Below are 23,061 nucleotides of genomic sequence, written 5' to 3' on the forward strand. Positions count from 1 at the left end.
ACAGTTATAATAATATACACCAAGACAGAATATAGAATTTAAGATAGATGCCAGAAAGCCCGAAAAAACTAAAGGATTCGTTTTTCATGAAAACTATTGAAACCCTTAAAGTAAAAAACCGGATCAAAATCTCTAAATTTATCTCCGGTCTTATACTTGTTCTATTTTTTGTAGTGGCTATAATTCCAGTTTCAGCCTCTGGAATCGAGGCGAACAGGGAGATCTCTGCAGGAACGGTTTATGCAGGCGGAACTTTCACAGTAACCGTACACATACTGACAGACCAGTATATTGAAGCCCCAACCCTTGATGAAAACCTTTCTCAGGAATGGAATATAAGCAGAATTAAAAATGACGGGGCTGCGTTCCAGAATGTCGAGACTTTCAAAGAGTCTACCCTGGAATGGATCTGGGTCGAGAGCCTTCAGGCAGGAGGGGAAAAAACTGTTGTGTATAATGTTACAGTGCCTTCAACAATCAAACCCGGGAATCTCACAATCTCAGGTAATGTTTCCGCATATTCCGTCTCCGCTGTTCCTGTAACAGGAACTTCGGAAATAATAGTCACATACCCGCCTCCTGTAGCTAATTTTTCCGCAAGCCCTATATCCGGCACTGCGCCTCTGAAAGTTAATTTCACGGATTTGTGTACAGGCAGACCGGATTCCTGGGAATGGGACTTTGATGGGAACGGGAGCATTGACTCTTCAGAGAGAAATCCGATATGGACCTATGAAACCCCGGGTACCTATACTGTCACCTTGAGGGCAGCTAACACTACCTACGGAAACGATACAAGGACAAAAACAGGTTATATTACAGTTACGGAGAAAAACTCATATTCCGGAGGAAGCAGTGGAAGCAGTGGGAGTAGCGGAGGAGGAGGTGGAGGAGGTGGAGGAGGATCTCCGGAGTCAAGCAGAAACATAGAGCTCAAGGAGATTTCAAATGAGCAGGTTTTCAAGGGAGTCCACACCTGTTACACCTTCCAGGGAGAGACAAACGAGATAGTTACTGTTGAGTTTGACCCCAAAAAGAATTTTGGAAAAACAACCACAATTGTGGAGATTCTGAAAAACACTTCCTCAATAGTGAAAGAGCCTGCTCCCGGAACCGTATACAGGAACCTGAATATCTGGGTCGGGAACAGCGGCTTTTCAAGCTCAGAAAACCTTGAAAACGCCCGAATAAGCTTCAGGGTAAACCGGACCTGGCTTTCCGAAAAAGGCATACGTGAAAGCACGATAACCCTTTACAGATATAGCGATAACACCTGGAACGCTCTGCCCACAAACCTGAGCGGAGAAGATGAAGATTACTTCTACTTTACAGCAGAAACCCCGGGATTTTCGCCTTTTGCGATTGCAAGCCCGGAAAAAAATACTAGATTAACTGAAATCAATCCTGCCAGAGATGAAGAAAGTAATCTAATGAGCGCGGGAGAGATATCCGAAGGAGAAAATGAAAACAATCTGGCTTCGGATAAGGAAAAAGACGATGAAGATTCGCCGGGAGCTGGAGTTTCATTTGTAGCAGCCGGGCTTCTGGCATCGTATGCAATCCTGAAAAATAGGAAAATGAAGTAAACCTCTCAAGACCGGGGAAGGTTCATACAAGCCTTCCTTTCTATTTTCACATTGCTTTTTTCTTCTCAACTCTGTATTGCTTTTTCCTTTTTTATTTTACGCTGCTTCCCTTTGTCCAGCGTTTCACAGCTACAAGTTTATGTATTGAGCTCATCACAAAACCAGTTTTATTCTCAAATCAGTAAAGTTTCATAACTATTTTCATGATCAGAAACTATATTGATTATTCGGAATACGGGATTCAGAGAAGCAATTTTGAGTTTTGGGATCGTCTCATTGGGTAATTTCCGTGGTCAGGAAAACTATTTCTAAGGCCGGTGGAGAGTTTCTACCGTTTATCACTTATACCCGCACTGCTCAAGCCAGGTAAGGGACCTTATCCATTCCCCTTTTGGCTCCCTTGAAGTACCGACTACAAGCCGCTTCATATCCCCAACTTCTTCGACCACACCGCGGGCTTCTATGATTTCACCGGGAAGCGCCTGACCCGCGTAAGTGTGGGTATAGGAGAGCACATGGTCAATTTCATCATGCTCCACTTTGTAGTATGAAGGGCTGTCGAAAGCAAAGTCAGCGTTTTTGACTTCGGCTTCGATTTTCATTTTGACTGTATCTTTTCCCCGCAGCAGGGGCTCTTTAATCTGATCCCATTCCCTTACGAAGAGAAGGTCGAAATATGTGCCCTCAACCATGCCGCGATTACCTTTCCTGGACTCGTGCAGCATGAACTCGTCAAAAGAGATCTCAGGTATCCTTTTCCTGTAGATCCTCTGCCACATGTCCTCGTCAAGCTCTTCGATAGGCCCCTCCTGCTGTTTTGCAATGGCTATGGCATCCCTTGCCCTGAACCACATAGGACCGTAAACAACAAAATCAACATCAGAACTCTCATTCTGCAGTCCTGCAAGCATTGAACCCGTAACTCCCATACTTGTTCTGGGAATTTCTGCCATGTCAAGCACCTTTACGATTGCCCTTACACGGCTGTCAGAGTTCACAAGCTCCGGGATGCAGTCAGAGGGACGCAGCACCTGCTTCACCTCGGACTCCGGGACAACGTGAACGTCCTGCACCCAGTCAGGCCTGTTTTTTTTCATGAATTCGAAAGCAGGACCGAAATCGTATTTTTTGTACTGCTTCCCGTTTAATTCCCTTTCCCCATTTTCATCCGGAACGTAGCGGAGTGTGGCTCTTATTCCATCATTACGGAAGTAGTCAGAAACCGCAAAGACCCAGTCATCTTTTGTAAGAAGAAAATCCCTCAGGCGTGTTTTAAGCATTTGTACCATCCCTGAAACCTATAAAGAATACTTGATTTTAACTGTACTTAACTACCGCGATCCCTTTCAGACAAGAATAACCTTCTAATGACCTATAGGACCTGATAATGATCTCAATCGTGACCTCTAGTGACCTATCTGTAGTGACCTGATCGCGGAGCTTAATAACTACTCTAAAAACGACAGATTAATAACATCTTAACTGCCGTTGTTTCAAAATAAACAGCAAGATAAGATTCTATTGTATTATTCATGTATTTAACTGTCAGTATTTTAATTCTTAAGTACAGGTAAGAAAATGGAGTAATATATACCTGGAGTTATATACTCAAGAAGTAAAATAAAGAATACTGAACATTATCGAGAAAATAAACGGAATAACCTGCGTGCGCAGAAGATCCGAGGGAATATTTTTGAGAAATGATCAAATTGCAGAGGCGCTTGAAGCCTGGATTATCCGACTGAGGAGAGAATTTCACCAGTATCCCGAACTCAGTTTCGAAGAATACGAGACCCAAAAAAGAATTCTGGAAATCCTTGAAGAACTGGGAGTCGAAGCCAGGAAGATTGCTAATACCGGCGTGCTTGCAAGCATCCGGGGTACAATGCCTGGCCCCTGCATTGCCCTGAGAACAGATACGGATGGGTTGCAGGTCCAGGAAAAACACACGGAAAGAAACAGGGACTATATTTCCAAAAACGATGGAATAATGCATGCCTGCGGGCACGATGGGCATATGGCAATGCTCTTTGGGGCTGCAAGGCTCTTTTTAGAAAACAGGGATTTTCCGGGAGAAGTCCGCCTGATCTTCCAGCCCGCAGAAGAGATCCCACCCGGCGGTTCGGAGAGAATAATTGCCGAAGGCGGGCTTGAAGGTGTGGATGCGGTTATGGGCATGCATATCTTTACTAACCACGAATCAGGAAGCGTGGGTTTTCGTCCGGGGCCTTTTATGGCAAGCACAAACCGTTTCGAAGCCACTTTTAAAGGAAAGGGAGGTCATATTTCAAAACCTGAAAGCTGCATTGACCCTGTAAGAATGGCAACGGATTTTATAACCAGCCTCTACCCTGCCCTCGAAAAGCGGCTTGAACCGGATAAGTATATCCTTGGAATAGGAAGAATCCAGGGAGGAGCCCAGTTCAACAGGACTCCTGATAATGTAGGGATCCTTGGGAGCTACCGGACATTTGACAGCGAAACTACAGACATTATCGACTCTACGATAAAAGAGTGCCTTGAGAAAGTAAAGGGAAGATACGCAAAACCGGGCGAAGAGTTCTCAGGACTTCCGGAATATGAACTTGATATCCTGCATGGTTATCCGGTCCTGGTAAATAACCCTGTTTTCACAAATGCGGTTAACTTAAAACTTCAGGAAAATTTTCCCAAGCTCACAGTCTATCCTGAAATAGAAAAGACCTTTGCTGCCGAAGATTTCGCAAGCTATCTCCAGATGGTGCCAGGCATTTTTATTTCACTTGGCACCCGGAACCAGGAAAAAGGAATCGTTGAGATTAATCACTCATGCACATTCGATATTGATGAAGATATCCTGCTCACAGGAACCGAAATTTTCTACACCATTTCTCTGGATTTTCTGAAGCATCCTGAAAAATATCTCAACTTTCAAAAGTATAATGGCCTTCAGGAGTATCTTGAAAAAGCTTGATTGGGAAAGTCTGAAAACCGGAAGAAGCGAGTAATAAGGGCAGGTAAGAAGGGGCAGGTAGAAGGAGCAGAGTAAATAAAGGACGCTGTTCATTTCAATGTAAGGAGAGAAAATATGATAATCCAGAGGTATGATGATTCCAGACAAGAAGAAGTTCGCGATGTCGTCCTGGAAGTCCTGCTTGAACACGGCTTTGAGTATCACAGACTTAAAGATGCCGACCTGAAAGACATTTATGGCTACTATTTCGCAAGAGGAGGCACCTTTTTTGTAGGACTTGCAGATAACAGGGTAGTGGGCACTGCAGGAGTCCGCAAACTTGATGGAAACCTCTGCGAAATCAGGCGCATTTATCTTAAAAAAGGCTTCAGGGGAAAAGGTAATGGAGAAAAGCTTTTTCTGGCTGCTCTGGGTTTTGCCGAGAAAAACTGTTCGAGCGCCATTCTTAAAACCGATTCAACACTCAAAAACGCGATAGGAATGTATCTCAAGCACGGCTTTACATTCGTAAATGAAGAAGAAGGATACCTGTACTATGAGAAACGGTTTTAATAGAAGTTGTTTCATATAAACCGTTATAGGCTACGTTGTTGAAACCGTTTCGCAGAAAAAGATCTGGAATAAACGGTTTCACCAGCAAGTACAGATACTTTATCTTTATGATGTTTTCATTTTATTTCTTACTTTTTCATTTAGCTCCTGCAAATTTTCATTTGATTTTCAAATTCAATATTATTTTTCCGGTAAGCTACAGGACCCACCTTCTCTTTTTGCAAGAGCCTGGAGATACTCAAGAACGGCAAGCACGAAAGCCGAATGAGACCAGGCGAGCGGAAGGACAGAAAGGGGTCTGCCTCTATCGTCTATCTGCTCGGGCATAAGACCTGAAGGATGAGCGTGGGCAGCACACCAGACAAGAAGCTCAAGAGCCCTTTCCAGGTCCCCCATTGCCGAATGCCACTGGGAAAGCCAGAGAGTGCAGATAATCCAGCTGTTCATATAACCGTAGTAGCTGTCATGGAGATACCTGGCAATCCCGCCTGAGGGACGCAAAAGTTCGTGTTCGATTGCTTCCATTGTCCGGACAACTCTCGGGTCATCGGGAGGTAGGATTCCGAAATACCAGACTGCAAAGACCGAGGAATCAAGGGTTGATTCTTCGAGAGAGCGCCGGAAACGTTTGAGTTTACCATCATAAAGCCTCTCAATAATTGCCTCTTTTACCCGGTCTGCAGCCGCTTTCCAGATATCTGCATTAGAGTAATCTCCGAGTGAGCGGGCGAGTTCACAGGCACCTCTGAGCCCTGCATAGACTGTGCAGGCACTGTAGGTATGTACACCTTTTCTCTCTTCCCAGAGGTCAAAACTTGAGATTGGAAGATCCGTTTCCTTATCAATTGATCTTGTGAGATAGTTAGCTGCGGGAATCACAAGACCTCTGTAATACCTGCCTGTTGTCCATACGCTCCTCGCAATCTCCCAGTTATTGTAAAGAGCATAGAGGGGAAGCCCTGTCTCATCAATCTGAATCATGGGCACTGGATGCCAGGTGCTCCCGAAATCTCCTGCAGGCGTGTATTTGTGAAGAAAATTGCCCCTGGTGGTAATGGTTTTTGAAAAAAACTCAAAGGTCTCAGCACTCAGGTGGTGATACCGTGCCCTGTCAAGGGCAAGGCAGACCCAGGCAGCATCTCTTGGCCAGCAGTAAGTATAAAGGTCTGCCCCAAACTGCCTGATATCCGAATCACAGGACGCGATCACAGAACCCGTAATATCCATATGCGCCACGGCCGCAAGAAGACTTCTGTAGAAGCTTTTGATAACTTTTTCAGGGAGTTGCGGCATCCAGGCATACTCAGGAAGGACAGATACACGTTCGGTAAATGAATTCCAGAAATTGAAATTATGGTGGAAGAGGTCACTTTTTCCGGCTTCTTTTACCCTTTTATGGACTTTGAGTACATTACAATAATTCTTTCCGAGGACAATCCAGAAGTGCACCCTTGTTGCTTCTCCCGGTTTCAGCTCAGGAAGGGTCCACCCCAGTGTGGAGTCTACCGAGCCGTGAGCTACCGGATTTCCACTCAGGTTTGCATCGCTTTCCATATCTTTCCAGGTACCTTCAAGCCCTTTCCATTCGGCAGTTCCTACAGCGTACTGGTCAAATGCAGGTTCACTGGCGTGCAGGAAATAGCGATCGCGCTTGTAATGGATAAGGACATGTTTATCAATTACAGCGGTTTCTCCGATCTTGGTCTCAAGAATCCTGTAATTTTGGTTGGAAAAAAGGCGGAGGCGCCTTGAGGAATTGGAAACATTCCTGACCTCGAATGTCCTGTAAAAGATATTTGTAGACGGGTGGACTGCCTCCCATACGGTAACTTTGAGCCCCAATTCCAGGTTTTCAAAAACTGTTTCCCCTATGTTTGAGGTAACTTCTCTGCAGGCTTCAGGTACTCTTTCACTACCTTTTTCATTCCCGGTTCCTTTTCCTGTCTTTTTCTCTGCTGTATTTTTTGCATTTTTTTCTTCAGGAGCCCCTGAGATTTCAAGGATCCTGTTGCAGAACTCTGTCTCAAACTCCGACTTATATCGCTGCCGGACAGTCCAGTTTTCGAGCCAGCTGCAATAAAGGGAATCGAGGTCACATACACCGACCCTTATCAAGTTCCCGTGATTCTCAAGCCCCACATAAGGGAAATAAACATCCCTTATAGTACCTCTCTCATCTTCACAAATCAGGATTTTTCCATTTCCGAAAATCAGCGGCCTAATTCCAGACACCTCCAACTCCATTTTCTATTATTTAGCTCTATTCTGTATTTTTCTTGACCGTGTTCTATCGTGAGAAATCAGCACAAACCTGATAGGGTTGTGGTTTTACTATATCTCACTTTTAGATCTTAATATTTTTTTAATCCTGACTTATAAATTAAAAGCATGCATCACACTCTAAAATCAGAATTATTAAAGCCGATTGTTAAAGCTGATTGTTAAAGCCGATTGTTAAAGCTGATTGTTAAAGCCAATTGTTAAAGCTGATTGTTAAAGCTGGTTATTAAAGCCAATCTGTATTACAGCTTGTCAATAAAGGTTGAACCGTTTTTGAACCCTACTCTCGAGTGTGCTGAACATCCCCCAGGATTAAGTTCGAAGAGTACAGTACGTGTCACAGGCGACCAGAAAAATCAAATTTATTTTAAATTTAAGTTCTTATAACAATTTAACATCTCGCCTAAAATATTTAAGGGGAAGAAAACCATGTAAAAAATGACAACTTTAGATTTAAAAACTGTGATCTTCAGGAGATACATATTAAAATAATTCATAAATTGGAAATCCGGGAAGGAAAAGTACACTCTTAGCGCATGCGATTTTCAGAAGTACAGAGCGATCAGCCCGTTGAAATTAATTTAATTTCTTGCTAAAGATATATATAAATTTCATACGAAAGTTTATATTTAGTTGAGTTATTGTTAATATGAATTATAAAACGAATTCTCTAAAAAAAGTATCCACATACAAAAATGTGCGTGTCTACTATGGTTTACGTAAAAAAAATATGCCCCGTTTGTGGGAAAGAATTCTTTGTCCTCAAGAATGCCGAGGAAAAGGCGATATACTGTACTCTGGCGTGCCTGGCAACAGCTCAGGATAAGTTCGAACGCAGAGGCCGGGCCTTACCAGGCTTTAGCTAAGCATTCTTATTTCAGGCAAAAGAACTCAAAAAGTAAAAGGGAAAACACCCGGGAAAAGGGAACGTTTTCCGTCCTTTTTTATTTTTGAAGTTTTTATTTTCCAGCAATTTTTTTTGCGATCCTGGCTACGTGCCTGCCCTGGTAACGTGCCATTTCAAGTTCATTTTCGGACGGCTGGCGGCTTACGTCTTCTCCGGCAATCGTTGAAGCCCCATATGGGCTGCCGCCTGTAATTTCATCCATTCTAGTCTGCCTCTTTTCTGCATAAGGAAGCCCGACAATGACCATTCCGAGATGAAGCAGGGTAACATGAAATGAGAGGATTGTGGATTCCTGTCCCCCATGCTGTGTATTACTGGAGGTAAAAGCGCTTCCCACCTTTCCTACAAAAGCATCCTGGCTCCACAGATATCCGACACCGTCAAGGACTGCACGCATCTGGGCAGTCATCATTCCGTAGCGTGTAGGAGTCCCGAATATCAATGCATCCGCACCAGCCAGAACCTCTCCATACATGTCCCGGGTCAGGACGGGAATATGGGCAAAGAGTTTTTTAGTTTCTATTGCCCCCATTTTTTCGAGAATTTCATCCGTTAATGTCTCAGGCACCTGATAGATTTCAACCTCTGCTCCCTCAACTTCCCTTGCTCCTGCAGCGACAGCTTCTGCCATCTTATAAATGTGCGCGTGAACACTGTGAAATATTACATTTACCTTAACCATCCAATCCCTCTTTAAAAGCGGCTAAAATTGTACTTAGATGCTGTTCGGGTTCCGAAAATAAAATAAACTGATGTAAGCCCCCTAAAACTCCAGAATCCCTCCCTAAAGGTAATTTCTGATACGTTATATAGCTTGTTAGTAAAACTCAGAGCTTCTTTATCGAAGTTACTTTATTGGAGTTATTTCATCAGAACTATTTCTTTTCGATTTTCCGGAGGTATCAAAATAGTTATTAAGAAATATGATGTATAAGCTGGACATGCCCTCTCTTTCTATCGTAATGCCTTCTATGAATGAAGAAGAAACTATCCGTATTTGCATACAGAAAGCTCAGACTATATTCAAAAAATATGGTATAGAGGGGGAAATAATCGTTGCTGATAACTCTTCGGATAAAACCGCAGAGATCGCAGCATCCATGGGTGCAAAAGTTATAGGCCCGATAAAAGGGTACGGGAACGCCTATCTCAAAGGGCTGGCCGAAGCAAAGGGTGACTATATTGCTATTGCAGATGCAGATAACACTTATGATCTCCTTGAGCTTGACAAATTTCTGGACCCCCTTATATCAGGAGAAGCTGATTTTATAATGGGCACACGGCTTAAGGGTGAAATCAAAAAAGGAGCTATGCCCTGGCTGCACCAGTACATAGGCAACCCCATCCTGACCGGAATGCTCAATTTCCTGTTCAAAACAAAAATCTCGGACGCACATTGCGGGATGAGGGCTTTTACTAAAGAGGCCCTTGAGAAGATGAACCTTAAAACGCATGGAATGGAACTTGCGTCCGAGATGATAATTGAAGCGGCAAGATGCGAGCTGAGGATTAAAGAAGTTCCCATAACCTATTATTCACGCAAGGCCCCCTCCAAGCTGCGCTCTTTTCAGGATGGCTGGCGACATGTGAGGTTTATGATGTTATATAGGCCAGTCCCTTTCCTTTATCTGCCCGGAGCTTTTGTGTTTATCCTGGGTTTTCTCATAACCGCTTCCCTTCTTCTCACGGACAATGCTGCATATAACCGGCTGCACTCATTTATTTTGGGCAGCATGCTCCTGATCATTGGCGGGCAGATCCTGGCAACTGGCGGATATATGAAGACATACGGAATCATCCACGGCATGTACCGGGACAGCACAACAGGCAGGAAGTTGCTTAATTATCATTCCCTTGAAAAAGAACTGCTCGGAGGTTCCCTTATCCTGGGATCAGGCTTTATTCTCGGGCTGAAAGTCGCCTATACATGGGCCAGTTCAGGATATGGCTCTCTTGAAGAAGTGGAATCTGCAGTTATTTCAATGGTCCTTGCAGCAGTAGGGCTCCAGCTGATCTTTTCTGCAATCTTTGTAAGCATAATGCTCCTCGAAGTTGATACTGATTGGTAAAGTGATTTAATGAAAATTGCCTTCGTATACGACGCTGTCTATCCCTGGGTCAAAGGGGGCGCAGAAATGCGCATTCACGAACTTGGGAGGCGGCTTTCTTCACAGGGGCACGATGTGCACCTGTTCGGGATCAAATGGTGGGAAGGCGTAGACGTAATTCAGCACGCAGGTATGACCCTGCACGGCGTCTGTAAAGCTCGGAACCTTTATGTAAACGACAGGCGTTCAATTCCCGAAGCGCTTGTGTTTGCTATAAAGCTGTTTCCAGCTCTCCTGAAAGAAAGATTCGACCTTATCGATGTAAGCGTATTCCCCTATTTTTCCTGTTTTACAGTAAAAGCAGTTTCAGTCCTGAAAAAAACCCCTGCAGTATTTACATGGCATGAAGTATGGAGGGATTACTGGTACGAATACCTTGGAAAAAAGCAGGGGTTTTTGGGGCTCGTAATAGAGATCGCAGTTGCAAGAATCTCAAAGAACAACATTGCGGTCTCGGACTGGACAAAGAGCAGGCTTGAAACCCTGGGGGTGCCAAGCAGTGGGATTGCACTCCTGCCCAACGGGGTCGACCTGAAGTTAATTTCTGAAATCAAACCTGCCGGTCAGGATTTATCGGGAAGCTCAGGAGGCAGAATTTATGATATTATCTTTGCAGGCAGGCTCATAAAAGAAAAAAACGTTGATGTTTTGATAAAAGCTGTATCCCTGTTAAAAAAAGATTTTCCTGAAATCTGCTGCTGTGTCGTTGGAGACGGACCGGAAAGGAAATTTCTGGAGAAACTTACTATTGAGCTTGATGTGCAGAAAAATGTAAAATTTGAAGGGTTTCAGGAGTACAGGGCATTAATCGGAAAAATCAAAGCTTCAAGAGTCCTTGTGCTGCCTTCTTCAAGGGAAGGATTCGGGATGGTTGTAATCGAAGCTTTTGCCTGTGGGGTGCCTGTAGTGACAGTTAGAGAGAAACATAACGCGGCACAGGGGCTGGTTGAAGATGGAGTCGACGGGTTTGTCGTGAGGCTGGATGAGAAGGAAATTGCTGAGAGTGTAAATAAAATTCTTCAAGCTGATAATTATACGGAAATGACAAAATATACCAAAAAAGCTAGAAGTTCTGACTGGGACACGCTATCCACAGAACTTCTCTCAATTTATCTAAAACTGTTATAAAAAACAGCAATTTTCACAATTACATATGAACAATTGCCGTGGAAGCTACGACTTTAGGTAAAAATGTAGCAACTAGGAATGAAAAAGGATATTGTGAAGGTGTAATTGACAGTGAAACCAAAATTTTGTAGAACCGGACTTTGACAGTATAATTGAAGTACTAAAGGCAATTTCAAAGAACTCTAGAAGACAAAAGGACACTTATTTAGAAAGAGCAAAAATGTTTGACAAAACTGTATTTACCGAAAAAGTAATTCTGGTTACATCAAGAAGTAGGTTATAAAAGAGCGATGCTATTAAGGATCAAAACAAGAAGCTATGGTTTTCTTATAAAGTGTTATTTTGGCTGAAAATGATCAAAATGAAAAGATATGATTTTCGTATAAAGTGTTACTTTGGCTGAAAATATCCATTCTTTATTAAATAGTTACGACAGCGTGTTTAATTGCAAGAGTATTTGTAGTAATAGCCCATAGATCAAATAGGTAGATGAGGGGTTATATATTTAGTACCATGTATAAAATAAAAAAAGCTTTATATATAGTATTGCCTTTCAACAAACAGAAAAAACCTGTCCGTAGAATTCTTCGTTCGAAAATTCTGGATTTTTCACATATATACGGATGAGAATTCAAAATATAAAAAAGAAATTGTTAAATTATAAAAAAGAAATTATCTAAACAGGGGTATCAATCATAAATATCTTGGTAACTGGTGGGGCAGGTTTTATTGGTTCCCATCTAATAGAGAAGTTGCTTAACGCAGGTAACGAGGTCACATGTTTGGATAATTTCAATGATTACTATGACCCTCAAATAAAAAGAAAAAATATAGAACCTTTTTTAGAAAATGAGAACTTCCAGCTCATCGAAGGGGATATTAGAGATAAAGCTCTTTTGAGAGATATCTTTAGGTCAACTGACTACGTTTTTCATGAAGCTGCCCAGGCAGGTATAAGAATCTCAGTTAAAGATCCCATGAAACCTCATGAAATTAACACAACAGGCACCCTAAATCTGCTGGAGGCAGCTGTCGATTCCGGTGTTAAGAAAATTATTAATGCCTCTTCATCCTCAGTTTACGGAAAAGTAGAATATCTCCCTTTTGATGAAAATCACCCCAATAGCCCAGTATCGCCTTATGGAGTTTCGAAACTGATGGCTGAACACTACTGCAGGGTTTTTGAGGATCTCTATGGCTTAAAAAGTGTATCCCTGCGCTATTTTACAGTTTACGGACCAAGAATGAGACCAGATCTTGCAATCAGCATTTTTACGAAAGCTGCCCTGAAGAATGAAACAATCCTCATTTTCGGAGATGGAGAAAAAACCAGGGATTTCACCTGCATCGATGACATCGTGCAGGCGAACCTGATCTGTATGAAAAAAGGCAGCGGCGTTTATAATATTGGTAGCGGGCATTCTATCACTATCAATGAGCTTGCGTCAAAAGTTATTGAGATTAACGAAAGTGAATCGGAAATTGTTCACACGAATTCTATGAAAGGGGATGCAGAACACACTCTGTCAAGTTCTAAAAAAGCATGGAAGGAAATTGGATGGAAACCTAAAGTAACAATAGAAGATGGGCTTGAGAGGTACGCAAGATGGATCTCGAACTTTCAGTTGTGATTCCCGCTTATAATGAGGAAGAAAATATCGAACCCTGCTGCCAGGAAGTTAAAACTGCTCTTGAGCCTCTTGGGATTAATTACGAAATAATTTTTGTGGACGACGGTTCTACGGATCTTACTTTTAAAAAACTTAGTGACCTCAGTAAAAATAATGAGAAGCTGAAAGTGGTTAAGTTAAGGAAGAACTTTGGGCAAAGTGCAGCCTTAAGAGCCGGTCTTGATCACGCCGCTGGCAGAACTATTGTTACTATGGATGCAGATCTTCAAAATGACCCGAAAGATATACCTAAATTACTGGAAAAACTCGAAAAAGAAGATCTTGATGTTGTCTGTGGGTGGAGATTTGACCGAAAAGATTCCTTTTCAAAAAAACTTTTTTCAAAGTTCGCAAATCGGATAAGGAAGAGATTTACAGGAGAAACTATTCATGATTCCGGTTGTACTCTACGAACTTATGTAAAAGAAAGCACCGAAAGCCTTGAACTATACGGAGAACTGCACAGATATATTCCAGCTATGCTTTCCTGGAAAGGGTATAGAATAGGAGAAATAAAAACGAACCACAGAGAACGAAAGTACGGGAAAACAAAATATAACTGGAAAAGGATTGTTAAAGGTTTCCTTGACCTTTTGGTTGTAACTTTCTGGCAGAAATATTCCATGAGACCAATCCATATTTTCGGAAGCATGGGGATTGTTTTAAGTTTTATAGGGGGAATCGTTTCCGCATATCTTGTTATTTTAAGATTATTTTATGGAATTGGGATTACAGATAGACCATTATTTACCGTTGGTATTATGTCTCTGGTTATAGGCACACAATTTTTTACCATTGGCATTCTTGCAGATATTTTGGTAAAAATATATTATGGCCAGAACGGCCGGAAGAATTATTTGGTTGAGAGGATTATCGAGTGAGAGTTTTGATGTTGAATTATGAGTTTCCTCCACTGGGTGGAGGAGGAGGAGTAGCTGCCAAAAAACTTGCAGAAGGCTTTATTAAGCTCGGTTATCAGGTCGATTATGTCACAACCGGGTTTAATGACTTAAAAAATTACGAAGATGTTGATGGAATTAATGTTTATAGAGTTAGTGTCATCGGGCGAAAAGAACTATCTACTGCTACAATCCCATCTATGATCAGTTTCCCTTTTTTAGCTTACGCAAAAGCTTGTGAATTGTGCAAAATAAATCAGTATTCATTTATTAACACTCACTTTGCTATTCCGACCGGACCCCTGGGGATCTGGATATCTCGTAAATTTAACCTGCAGAACATTTTATCCATATATGGAGGAGATATCTATGATCCTTCTAAAAGTTATTCTCCTCACAAAAAATGGTACTTAAAGAAAGTAGTAAAATGGGTGTTAAGTAATTCAAGATATGTTGTTGCCGAATCATCGAATATCAAAGATAATGCATTAAAACACTATAATATTGAAAAAGACATAAACATTATTCCTTTAGCTTACGAGCCTGTTATATTTGGAAAAACCAACCGCGAAAGTTTGGGTTTGGACAGGAATATATTTTATACTATAAGTATTGGAAGATTGGTGAAACGAAAAGGCTTTGAATTTTTGATTAAAGCTATTAAAAACACTCCTGATAACGTTCATGCGTTGGTTATTGGAGAAGGCCCTGAAAAAGACAATTTAGTAAATTTAGCTAAAGAATTGAATATTTCAGACAGGATTCATTTTTTAGGGTTTATTTCAAAAATTGAGAAGTTTCAATATCTTCAAAACTCTGATGTTTACGTGCTTTCTTCAGTACATGAAGGGTTTGGGATCGTTTTACAGGAGGCTATGCAGGTGGGCCTTCCAATAATCTCAACTGATAACGGTGGTCAGGTTGATTTTATAAAAGAAGGAAAGAATGGATATCTTGTTCGTTTTGGAGACGCTGAAGCTCTGGCCAGTATGATAAGTAAATTTGAGCAAGATGACCAGCTCAAAGTTAATTTTTCAGAGTATAATAAAGAAGAAATTAAGAAATTCGAAGATAAAAGGATATGTAAAGAATATCTGGGGATATTGGGATGAGAAATAATAATGAACTAATAATAATGAAATGATCCCGATTCAAAAATTATTTTTTACATAAATATTGGTACCCATATAATCCTAGCAGCACATAATAAACGATTCCGATGATATGAATAACTATCCCCGAATTGATTGCAAGTTCTTTAGTCAGTCCTATTCCAATAAAACCTATTGCCCACCCAACTTCATAAGTTCCGAACCCTCCCAGGCCTTGAATAGGAAGAACGGACATAAAAACTACAAAAGTAGAGGCTAACAAAACCTCAAAAAAGCCGATATTTATATCTAAAGATTTAATTAAAGTATAATTTAAAAAATATAAAGTAAGCCAAATGATAAATGAAATGATACATAATTCTATCATTCTACCGTTATTCTTTATATTCTTAAAACTGTTAACTATATCTTTCGCTTTTTTTAGGAACATATTAACTAAAAAATTATTATCTAGTTTGAGAATTACGAAAATCGTATTAGCAAACCTCAAAAAGACTTCACCTGCGTATAGCAAGATCACTAAAAAAATAGCCAGCAAGACCGTAAATAAAGCAACTAACCAGATAACGCTAGAAAACATTTCAGGTAAATCCCTTACAAACAGCGAAGAAACAAAAAACAGTAATGAAATTGTAATGAAATCTAGCACCCTTGCAACCATCAATGTTGCAACGCCTTCTCCGGTAGACTTATCATGATATTTTTTTAAAATATAAATATAAGAGAGTTCACCAGATCTTGCTGGAAGAATACTATTTACCATATTGTGAACGCATACAATGTGAAAAAGATCGGGGAAGGATATTTTTTTGTCTAAAAGAATATGGAATCTTAGTCCCCTAAAGACATAACTCAAAATATACAAAAAAAAACCTAGGATTAAATAAATTTTATTAATATTCTTAATCGTTGTTATAAGGTCCTCTATTCTGATCTGAGATAATATTATTCCAAGAAGCAAAAAAGTTACAAGCACAGGTATAAACTTTTTTCTAGTAATAAATTTCATAAGTAATTTCCATTTTCGCACTAATCAAAGATCTATTTATTGCATCACGGCAACGGTCAGCAATGACAGTACTCCATATAAATATTACGCTTAATGTATACTCATTCAGTTTTATAATTGTAGGGTTTTTACCTCAGATTGTAAAGGAAATAAAAGGTTTTCGGAAGCTTTAATTCGGAAATAAAGACGTTTTAGTGAAATTAAGTTACTGATTTTTATAATGCTGAACAGTTATAATATTACATGCATTTGTGTATATTAATTCTTTCCACATACAAATCACTGGAAAGCGGCTGAAATACACGGAATTCAAATACAGAATCTTCGTGCTCTTTAACACTTAAGGTCAAATTCTGAGAACAGTATTTTCCCTCAATTAAATCGTTTGCATATATATCTTTCGTTGAATCAACTCTTTGCTCCCCGTTTTTGATATATGAGATGTCTATACTTGCAATATTAGAAGAAGCGTTAGTAATATTTTCTGCTTTCAAGATGTACTCTATAGTGTATTTTCCTTCAGGCAATGTTATGTATGGACCATAGACTAAATGACCAGACTCATTAAAAGTTTTATCACTATAAAAAGCATATTTTCCTATTTGTTGATCATATATGAGCGAACCTGTAGTTTTTTGGCTACGGAAAAACAGATTGTTGTAGACAAAATTGTCATCACCTAGACTGCTGGACTCAAGAGTTTGATTGTTTTTTTCTAGGATAAAACAACAACTGTCCGAATAATAAAGCTCATGATTTTTTAAATAAGAAGTGATGCTTTGATATAGACTATAACTCGCTAATGAAGTCTTTTTTATAATTATATAATCATAGTAATCTGGATTATCTCTTTCATTATAACCTGTATATGTAACGTTAAGGTTTCTATAAAAATAACAACCTAAATCCCCTGAACAAAGAATACTATCATCACTAGGAATGAGGCTGATATTTTCAAAAAATTCATGAGCTTCATCTTTCTGAGCTGAATTAATATCTGAAATTGCTCCACTAACTCCCCCATAGACAAAAAACGAATAAAGACTTAGAGATATTAGAATAATTAAAACCAAATTGAATTTTCTGGTGCTAATTTTTTGCTTAATAGCTGAAAGGGAGAAAATAGCAGAACAAATAATGACGAAGACTATTACCGATGTATAATGAAAATTAATCATACGTTGGGCTGGAGAATTTGCTAAAAGATTCTGTAAAAATACTGGGGATGCAATTAGTAGGATTGTGGGACTAAAAAAGCTAATATAACCTACAGGTAAAAATAAAGTTAGCAAATAATTTAAACTTTCTTGAGTGAACAGGTATTCGCAAAGCAGTTGGGGATTTGTTAAGAGACTGTACATTACATCAGTGATTGATGTGCCTAAATAAGAATATCTGCCAGCTAACATTCCAGATTGAGGTGTTAGAATATACCCATAAAGCTGATTAGATAAATCTGCGAAATAGGGCTTTAAATAAAATAATTCAAAAGAAAAGATCCCAATACCTAATAATAAAGGAGTATAAACCCATTTTTTATCGTACTTTTCTATAAAAGCATACACCCCAAACATTATAGCTACTAGAGGTATGTTCTCTTTACAAATGCATGCAAGAAACAAGAAAAATAAAAATTTATTAAATGATTTAATATACATGTAATAAAAAGAAAACAAAAGAAAAGGTAGTGCAAATATCTCTTCTTTAACACTTTCTAAAAATAGCCAGCTTACAGTTGGGTGTAAGAAATACATCATGACTGAAACTAATGATATCTTTTTGGATTTAGACACTTCATTAGCTAACCAGTAGACGGGAAACGCACCTAAAGATAATAGAAAGGAACTGATAATCGAAAAAGTAATCGGATGAGGATAAATATAAAAAAAAGGTAGAAGTAATAAAAAAATATACCTCTGATGGCCAACAAAATCTATAATTTCCCCATTTATTGATGAATAAAAGAAATGATCATGGACAACAGTATTATGAAAAAGTTGATACATTATTCCTTTGTCAAAAGGATTAAAAGGACACATATATTGATAAGTTGAATTAAGCAAAAAAGTATAGAAGAGGAAGTTAGAAAAAAATAGAAATAGAACTAGAGCATCAAAAGTATCGTATCTTACAAATAATCCTTTAAGGTTATGGATCACCTTTTTTGGATTAAAGTGTGCTTCAAGACTTGAGTTTAAAGCTTTAAACACATGATTAGCTTTTGATAACACAATCTATAATCTCCGGATATTTCTGATTCATTGTTCGATAGAAGAGCATATTAGACTCGTGTATGCTTCGACTAACTTTTCCCATCTTCTTTATAGTCAGAAGATCAATCATTCGAGATCCATTTTCATAAAATATAAATCATCATATAATAAGCTTTCAAATTTATTTGCTATATTTGGCCAACTATTTTCTTCAATTTTTTTCTTTGCCAGATCGATGGTTTTTTTACGAAATTCATCATTTGAATAGATTTTTATTAATCCTTCAGCTATTTTATCTGGAGAACAACTTGAAATCTTGTACACTTCCTCATTGAACTCACTAAATATTGGAATATCTGTTACGATTACAGGCCTATGAGATGCCAAAGCAAATCTTATAGCCGCACTGGAAGCTTCTTTGGTCTTTTTATAAGGCATAACAACAACATCTGATACCTGCAATAAGTAAATTATTTCCTGCTCTTCCAGGAAATCTGTAAAGAATATAACATGATTGCTTAGCCTTAACTTGTTAACCTCTTTCCTGCATTCTTCGTAATATTTTTCTGAAGTTTCATCTGGAAAAATGGAGCTTACAACCAAAAAAAGTACATCAGGATATTCGTTGATTATTGAAGGTAATGCCTTTATTGTTTCTAATACACCTTTGTGTGGCAAGAGAAAACCAAAAGTAGAGATTATTTTGGAATTATTAAAAATTCCTGATCTAATTTTTTCTTTTTCATAATCATCAAAAATTACATTTCCTTGAGGAATTTTTATGACATTATCAGAAATTCCCTTCTCGGATAACTTTTTGACATCATTTGTAGTGTGAACCCAGATCTTGTCTACAAGTTTTAGCTCTTCCGTGATAGTGTCTAATTTAATGGGCTTATTCATAAATTCAGTATCATCTATGGAATGGAAAGTGATTATCAATTTTACACCCTTGCCTTTTAGTTTTTTGACCATATCAGCCAGAGCATTCAGTTCAAAAAGTCCAAAATTGAATTGAACATGAACGATGTCCAGATTACTTTCCAGTATTTTATTGCTAAGAGTGCTCAAGTCATCGAAATATGGTTCCCAACAACGGATTACGTTATTTTCATCACTTGCTACAAGTTCTTTAGAGCTAACTTTGTTTGCAAAAATTATAATTTCTTTAAAATTGCTTAAATTGTTAACTAAATATTTTGTATACTCGGAAATACCACATTTCGTATTCCAGGTAGAGACGACACCTAATTTTGGTTTAAACTGAACACTCCTCAAAAATTCGATTGCTTTTTTAGCTGAAACTTCCCAGTTGAAATTATTTTTGATATTTGTGTGCGCCGCTTCTATTTTTGTTTTTACTTCGCTACTATTTTTATTTTCATACACATGCCTCATCAAACTGGATAAATGGTCTATATCAGGTTCTGCCCATAATGAACCTTCCATTGAATATTCTTCCATTAGATGAGTTTTAGAGGGCTTCAGTTCAAAATCAATTAAATATGAATTTTCGTCATCGCAAAAATCCAATTGTCCACCATATCTCGTAGCTATGACTGGAATTTCATAAAGCATCGCTTCAGCAATGGTCAAACCAAATCCTTCACCCCTGGAGGGAGACACATAGCAGTCACATTTTATATATAAAGATACCAAATCATTTTGGGTAATATCTTTATCAATATGAATTATTTCGGGACCGTCAGGTCCTACAATATTTTTTATTTGTTCAGGAGTATGGTTATGAGGATTTGGGAAAGTCTTCAAAACCAGGCAGACATCGTCCTCTTTACTGAACTCTTTAGCATAAGCTCTCAAAAGTACGTCTATCCCTTTTCTCGGGAAACCCGAACCTACATTAAAGAACAAGAACTTTTTATTTGTGTTTAGCTTCATGGGCAAGATATCTTTTTGAAAAACATCTACTTCAACACCATTAGGTATGACTTCAATTCGACTCTTTACACCGGATTTGATCAACACCTTCTTCACAAAATTAGATGGAACGAGTATGCCATCCAAACTGTTGAAGTCATTTATCCATTCCCATGGAACAGAAGACTCTTCCCAAGCGAAGTATATGAGATTATATCTACCCTGCATATCTTTTATTCTCGGGGGATATATATTCCTAATAGCAAAAGTTGGATATCTAATTTGATTTTCCCACAGTGTTTTAACTTTATTGTCTGTTATACTACCTTTTTTTGGCACATAGTCTCCAGCTCCTGTTGTCGCAAAGAGCGAAACATTATAGCCCAGTTTGTCTAATGTTATTGCTAAATTTCGATTTACGATAGACAAACTATAAGAATCTTCAAATGTACCCTCTATTCTTATTGTCGATTTAGAATAAGTATCTTTAAAGTCGGTATCTATATAATCTTTTAAAATTCCTGCAATTCTCTCTCTGCTGAAAAACTCCAGTCTTTCAGACTGCTTTTTAATAATTCGATTTCTCAATACCTTATCTTTAACTAACAAGTTAATTAGTTCAGCAATCTCTATGTAATTTTTATCATTAATTATGATCCCGGCGCCACCAAGTGTATCAGGAATTGCAGTAGAATTATATGCGATAATTGGAACTTCAAAATACATGCTTTCAAGTAATGGAACACAGAAACCCTCGTGCTCGCTCATAGTCAAAAAAATATCACTTACTTTATAATAAGATACCAACTCATCTAAATTAGTGTGCCCTGTAAAATATACATTTTTCAGATCTAATTTTAGGATTATATCGTTCAAATAGTTATAATACGAATCCATCCCGTTATAAGAACCTACTAAAAACAATCTGGATTTAGGATTTATATATTTGTTATAATTGTAAAAACACTTTATCGCATCATCTACTTTCTTATTTGGACTTATTCTACCAACAACTAATATATTGACAAATTCATCATCGTACTTTTTAATTACCTGATTATTCGGAGTGATGTCAAATTTATTTAAGTTGACTAAATATGGGAGAACACCCGTTTTAATAAATCCTATACTAATCAAGTCTTGTCTATTAAATTCAGAATCTGCTAGTGCTACGTCAACAATATTTCTGATTTGATTTTTTAGTTCATAAATCCCAATTTTTGTTGCATGCTCGTATTCAGAGCTGAAATTCTGGAAAAATACAGGTGGAGTTATATTGTGATATAGTAATATTTTCTTATCAGGCAGTGAACTAATAAAATCTAAAAGTTCAGAGCCATATCCTATAGAGTAATGCACTATGAGAATATTTTGAGGGGAACTAACTTTTTTATATTCAGCATAATTTTTGATGTTTTTTAATTTGGGATGGATAAACTTAGCATAAATATCAGATTCGTAACCAAACTCGTTTAGAATCTTTCTTATTTCGATCATTTCATTTCCAATCGCATCCCCATAACTTACTGAAGGATGGATTTGATGAATTTGGAATCTTCTCATAAATAACACCACTTACTATTTTTGGCAGCTTACTCTTTTTCTTCAGTAACTATGCATACTATTTGTGTATCTTCACGATAATATTCCAATTTTTCAATGTTGAATCCACCATCATTGAGGATTACTTCCCATTCTTCAGTAGTCATTTTTCTCTCATTCCCAAACTCACGTTTCGGGTAATGTATTGAAGGAACAGAGAATACAACATATTTTGCCGTTTCAAGTTGCTTTGAAAGTATTTTTATAAGGCCTTCATTATCAAAGTGTTCCAGTGTGCCCTGTGAAAAAGCTACATCAAAATATTTATTTTTAAAAAGGTTTAGAGAGTTTGCATCAAGCATGACGAAATTAGCATGTCCACCTAATCTCTTGTTAGTGTTTATTGCATTGAAGATTACATTTATATCATTATCTAATCCCAGAACTTGATATTTTTGTCTGGAGAAATAAATTGACATCGTAGCAGTACCTATGCCAACCTCAACCAGTTTAGGCACCCTTTTTTCCGAAGCCTTGTGTGCATATTCTTCTATTAGTGAAATAAAATGTTTATGATGGTTTATATTTCCTAGCAGGTCTGCTTCGGAAATATCTTCACTATAATATTCTCCCCATGAAGAAGATGGTACTGCGTTTCCTGAAGAAGTTAAGGAATTAGAATTCATAACTTTCACTTTTTGTTCAAGCTCAACAACTTTAGCGTCCAACGCACTGGCTTGTGAATTTGATTCCTCATTTTTAATTAGAAGCTCTTCATATTTTCGCATGAGGCCTTCATTCTTTCCAAGAATCCCTTCATATTTCCCAAGAAGTTCCTTATTCTTTCCCAGAAGCTCCGTACAGATCCTACAAATGCACGCATTTAATTCACTTTGTTGAGAAAAAATTGGGTCTACATATCGTTTAACTTCCCCGTTTACCAGATTGCGCGCTTTTACCAAAAAAGACCCTATAAAAGGGCGATGTGAACTAATCACATAGCTTCTGTTTTGAACATCATAATTTGAAGTTAAATATTCAAGATCTTTGGCTGCCATTCCATCCACCATAGGAAGAAAACTTTTTTCAGGGTTTTTTATAACAAAGTTTGGGATCGATTCTGAGTAAGCACCAGCTTTTTTTCTGCTCTGAATATTATCTCTTATCTTTTCCAAAATTTCTTTTGCATTAATTTCATCATCATGAACTTCAAAAGTATTCATA

The 23,061-nt window shown here is 38.4% G+C and carries 16 protein-coding genes; 9 read left to right on the forward strand and 7 right to left on the reverse strand.

Going from position 1 to position 23,061, the window contains the following annotated elements; all coding sequences use genetic code 11:
• Positions 1 to 86 precede the first annotated feature (86 nt).
• On the forward strand, positions 87 to 1,586 hold the full coding sequence (locus tag ACZ5A8_RS16490; protein WP_464530369.1) for a PGF-pre-PGF domain-containing protein: 1,500 nt from the start codon (positions 87 to 89) through the stop codon (positions 1,584 to 1,586).
• 338 nt (positions 1,587 to 1,924) lie between these two features.
• Here the strand turns inward: ACZ5A8_RS16490 and ACZ5A8_RS16495 are convergent, their stop codons facing one another.
• Complete coding sequence (locus tag ACZ5A8_RS16495) at positions 1,925 to 2,866, reverse strand: nucleotidyltransferase domain-containing protein (protein ID WP_464530370.1); 942 nt, start codon at positions 2,864 to 2,866, stop codon at positions 1,925 to 1,927.
• A gap of 413 nt (positions 2,867 to 3,279) precedes the next feature.
• Here ACZ5A8_RS16495 and ACZ5A8_RS16500 point away from each other — a divergent pair, with 413 nt between their 5' ends.
• Both ACZ5A8_RS16500 and ACZ5A8_RS16505 read left to right on the forward strand, forming a co-directional pair.
• A complete protein-coding gene (locus ACZ5A8_RS16500) occupies positions 3,280 to 4,539 on the forward strand; it encodes a M20 metallopeptidase family protein (RefSeq protein ID WP_464530372.1) in 1,260 nt (419 codons plus the stop codon).
• 114 nt (positions 4,540 to 4,653) lie between these two features.
• Complete coding sequence (locus tag ACZ5A8_RS16505) at positions 4,654 to 5,091, forward strand: GNAT family N-acetyltransferase (protein ID WP_464530373.1); 438 nt, start codon at positions 4,654 to 4,656, stop codon at positions 5,089 to 5,091.
• A gap of 180 nt (positions 5,092 to 5,271) precedes the next feature.
• Here ACZ5A8_RS16505 and ACZ5A8_RS16510 read toward each other — a convergent pair whose 3' ends face one another.
• Positions 5,272 to 7,323 carry a glycoside hydrolase family 15 protein gene (locus ACZ5A8_RS16510; protein ID WP_464530375.1) on the reverse strand — a complete coding sequence of 684 codons (2,052 nt, stop codon included), beginning with the start codon at positions 7,321 to 7,323 and terminating at the stop codon, positions 5,272 to 5,274.
• A 758-nt stretch (positions 7,324 to 8,081) separates the two neighbouring features.
• Between ACZ5A8_RS16510 and ACZ5A8_RS16515 the strand changes: the two genes are divergently transcribed.
• The gene (locus tag ACZ5A8_RS16515; protein ID WP_464530376.1) at positions 8,082 to 8,237 is read left to right on the forward strand and encodes a hypothetical protein; all 156 of its coding nucleotides are present in this window, start codon (positions 8,082 to 8,084) and stop codon (positions 8,235 to 8,237) included.
• 93 nt (positions 8,238 to 8,330) lie between these two features.
• Here ACZ5A8_RS16515 and wrbA read toward each other — a convergent pair whose 3' ends face one another.
• Positions 8,331 to 8,960 carry an NAD(P)H:quinone oxidoreductase type IV gene (gene wrbA, locus ACZ5A8_RS16520; protein WP_464530377.1) on the reverse strand — a complete coding sequence of 210 codons (630 nt, stop codon included), beginning with the start codon at positions 8,958 to 8,960 and terminating at the stop codon, positions 8,331 to 8,333.
• A gap of 241 nt (positions 8,961 to 9,201) precedes the next feature.
• Here wrbA and ACZ5A8_RS16525 point away from each other — a divergent pair, with 241 nt between their 5' ends.
• From ACZ5A8_RS16525 to ACZ5A8_RS16545, 5 genes are all read left to right on the forward strand, one after another.
• Entirely contained in the window at positions 9,202 to 10,347 is a 1,146-nt protein-coding gene (locus ACZ5A8_RS16525; protein WP_464530379.1) for a glycosyltransferase family 2 protein, read from the forward strand.
• Positions 10,348 to 10,356: 9 nt separating this feature from the next.
• The gene (locus ACZ5A8_RS16530) at positions 10,357 to 11,514 is read left to right on the forward strand and encodes a glycosyltransferase family 4 protein (RefSeq protein WP_464530380.1); all 1,158 of its coding nucleotides are present in this window, start codon (positions 10,357 to 10,359) and stop codon (positions 11,512 to 11,514) included.
• Positions 11,515 to 12,218: 704 nt separating this feature from the next.
• Positions 12,219 to 13,145: an SDR family oxidoreductase gene (locus tag ACZ5A8_RS16535; protein WP_464530382.1), complete on the forward strand. Its 927-nt coding sequence runs from the start codon at positions 12,219 to 12,221 to the stop codon at positions 13,143 to 13,145.
• A complete protein-coding gene (locus tag ACZ5A8_RS16540; protein ID WP_464530383.1) occupies positions 13,121 to 14,065 on the forward strand; it encodes a glycosyltransferase family 2 protein in 945 nt (314 codons plus the stop codon). The genes ACZ5A8_RS16535 and ACZ5A8_RS16540 overlap by 25 nt, the downstream gene beginning before the upstream one ends.
• Positions 14,062 to 15,195 carry a glycosyltransferase family 4 protein gene (locus ACZ5A8_RS16545; protein WP_464530384.1) on the forward strand — a complete coding sequence of 378 codons (1,134 nt, stop codon included), beginning with the start codon at positions 14,062 to 14,064 and terminating at the stop codon, positions 15,193 to 15,195. Before ACZ5A8_RS16540 ends, ACZ5A8_RS16545 begins: the two co-directional genes overlap by 4 nt.
• A gap of 46 nt (positions 15,196 to 15,241) precedes the next feature.
• Here the strand turns inward: ACZ5A8_RS16545 and ACZ5A8_RS16550 are convergent, their stop codons facing one another.
• The 4 genes from ACZ5A8_RS16550 to ACZ5A8_RS16565 form a co-directional block, all read right to left on the reverse strand.
• On the reverse strand, positions 15,242 to 16,204 hold the full coding sequence (locus tag ACZ5A8_RS16550; protein WP_464530386.1) for a lysylphosphatidylglycerol synthase transmembrane domain-containing protein: 963 nt from the start codon (positions 16,202 to 16,204) through the stop codon (positions 15,242 to 15,244).
• A 239-nt stretch (positions 16,205 to 16,443) separates the two neighbouring features.
• Positions 16,444 to 18,435: a DUF2079 domain-containing protein gene (locus ACZ5A8_RS16555; RefSeq protein WP_464530387.1), complete on the reverse strand. Its 1,992-nt coding sequence runs from the start codon at positions 18,433 to 18,435 to the stop codon at positions 16,444 to 16,446.
• Between the two features lie 108 nt (positions 18,436 to 18,543).
• The gene (locus ACZ5A8_RS16560; RefSeq protein WP_464530389.1) at positions 18,544 to 21,858 is read right to left on the reverse strand and encodes a glycosyltransferase; all 3,315 of its coding nucleotides are present in this window, start codon (positions 21,856 to 21,858) and stop codon (positions 18,544 to 18,546) included.
• A gap of 29 nt (positions 21,859 to 21,887) precedes the next feature.
• The gene (locus ACZ5A8_RS16565; RefSeq protein ID WP_464530390.1) at positions 21,888 to 23,060 is read right to left on the reverse strand and encodes a class I SAM-dependent methyltransferase; all 1,173 of its coding nucleotides are present in this window, start codon (positions 23,058 to 23,060) and stop codon (positions 21,888 to 21,890) included.
• Position 23,061: the final 1 nt, after the last annotated feature.

The organism is Methanosarcina subterranea, assembly GCF_055385895.1.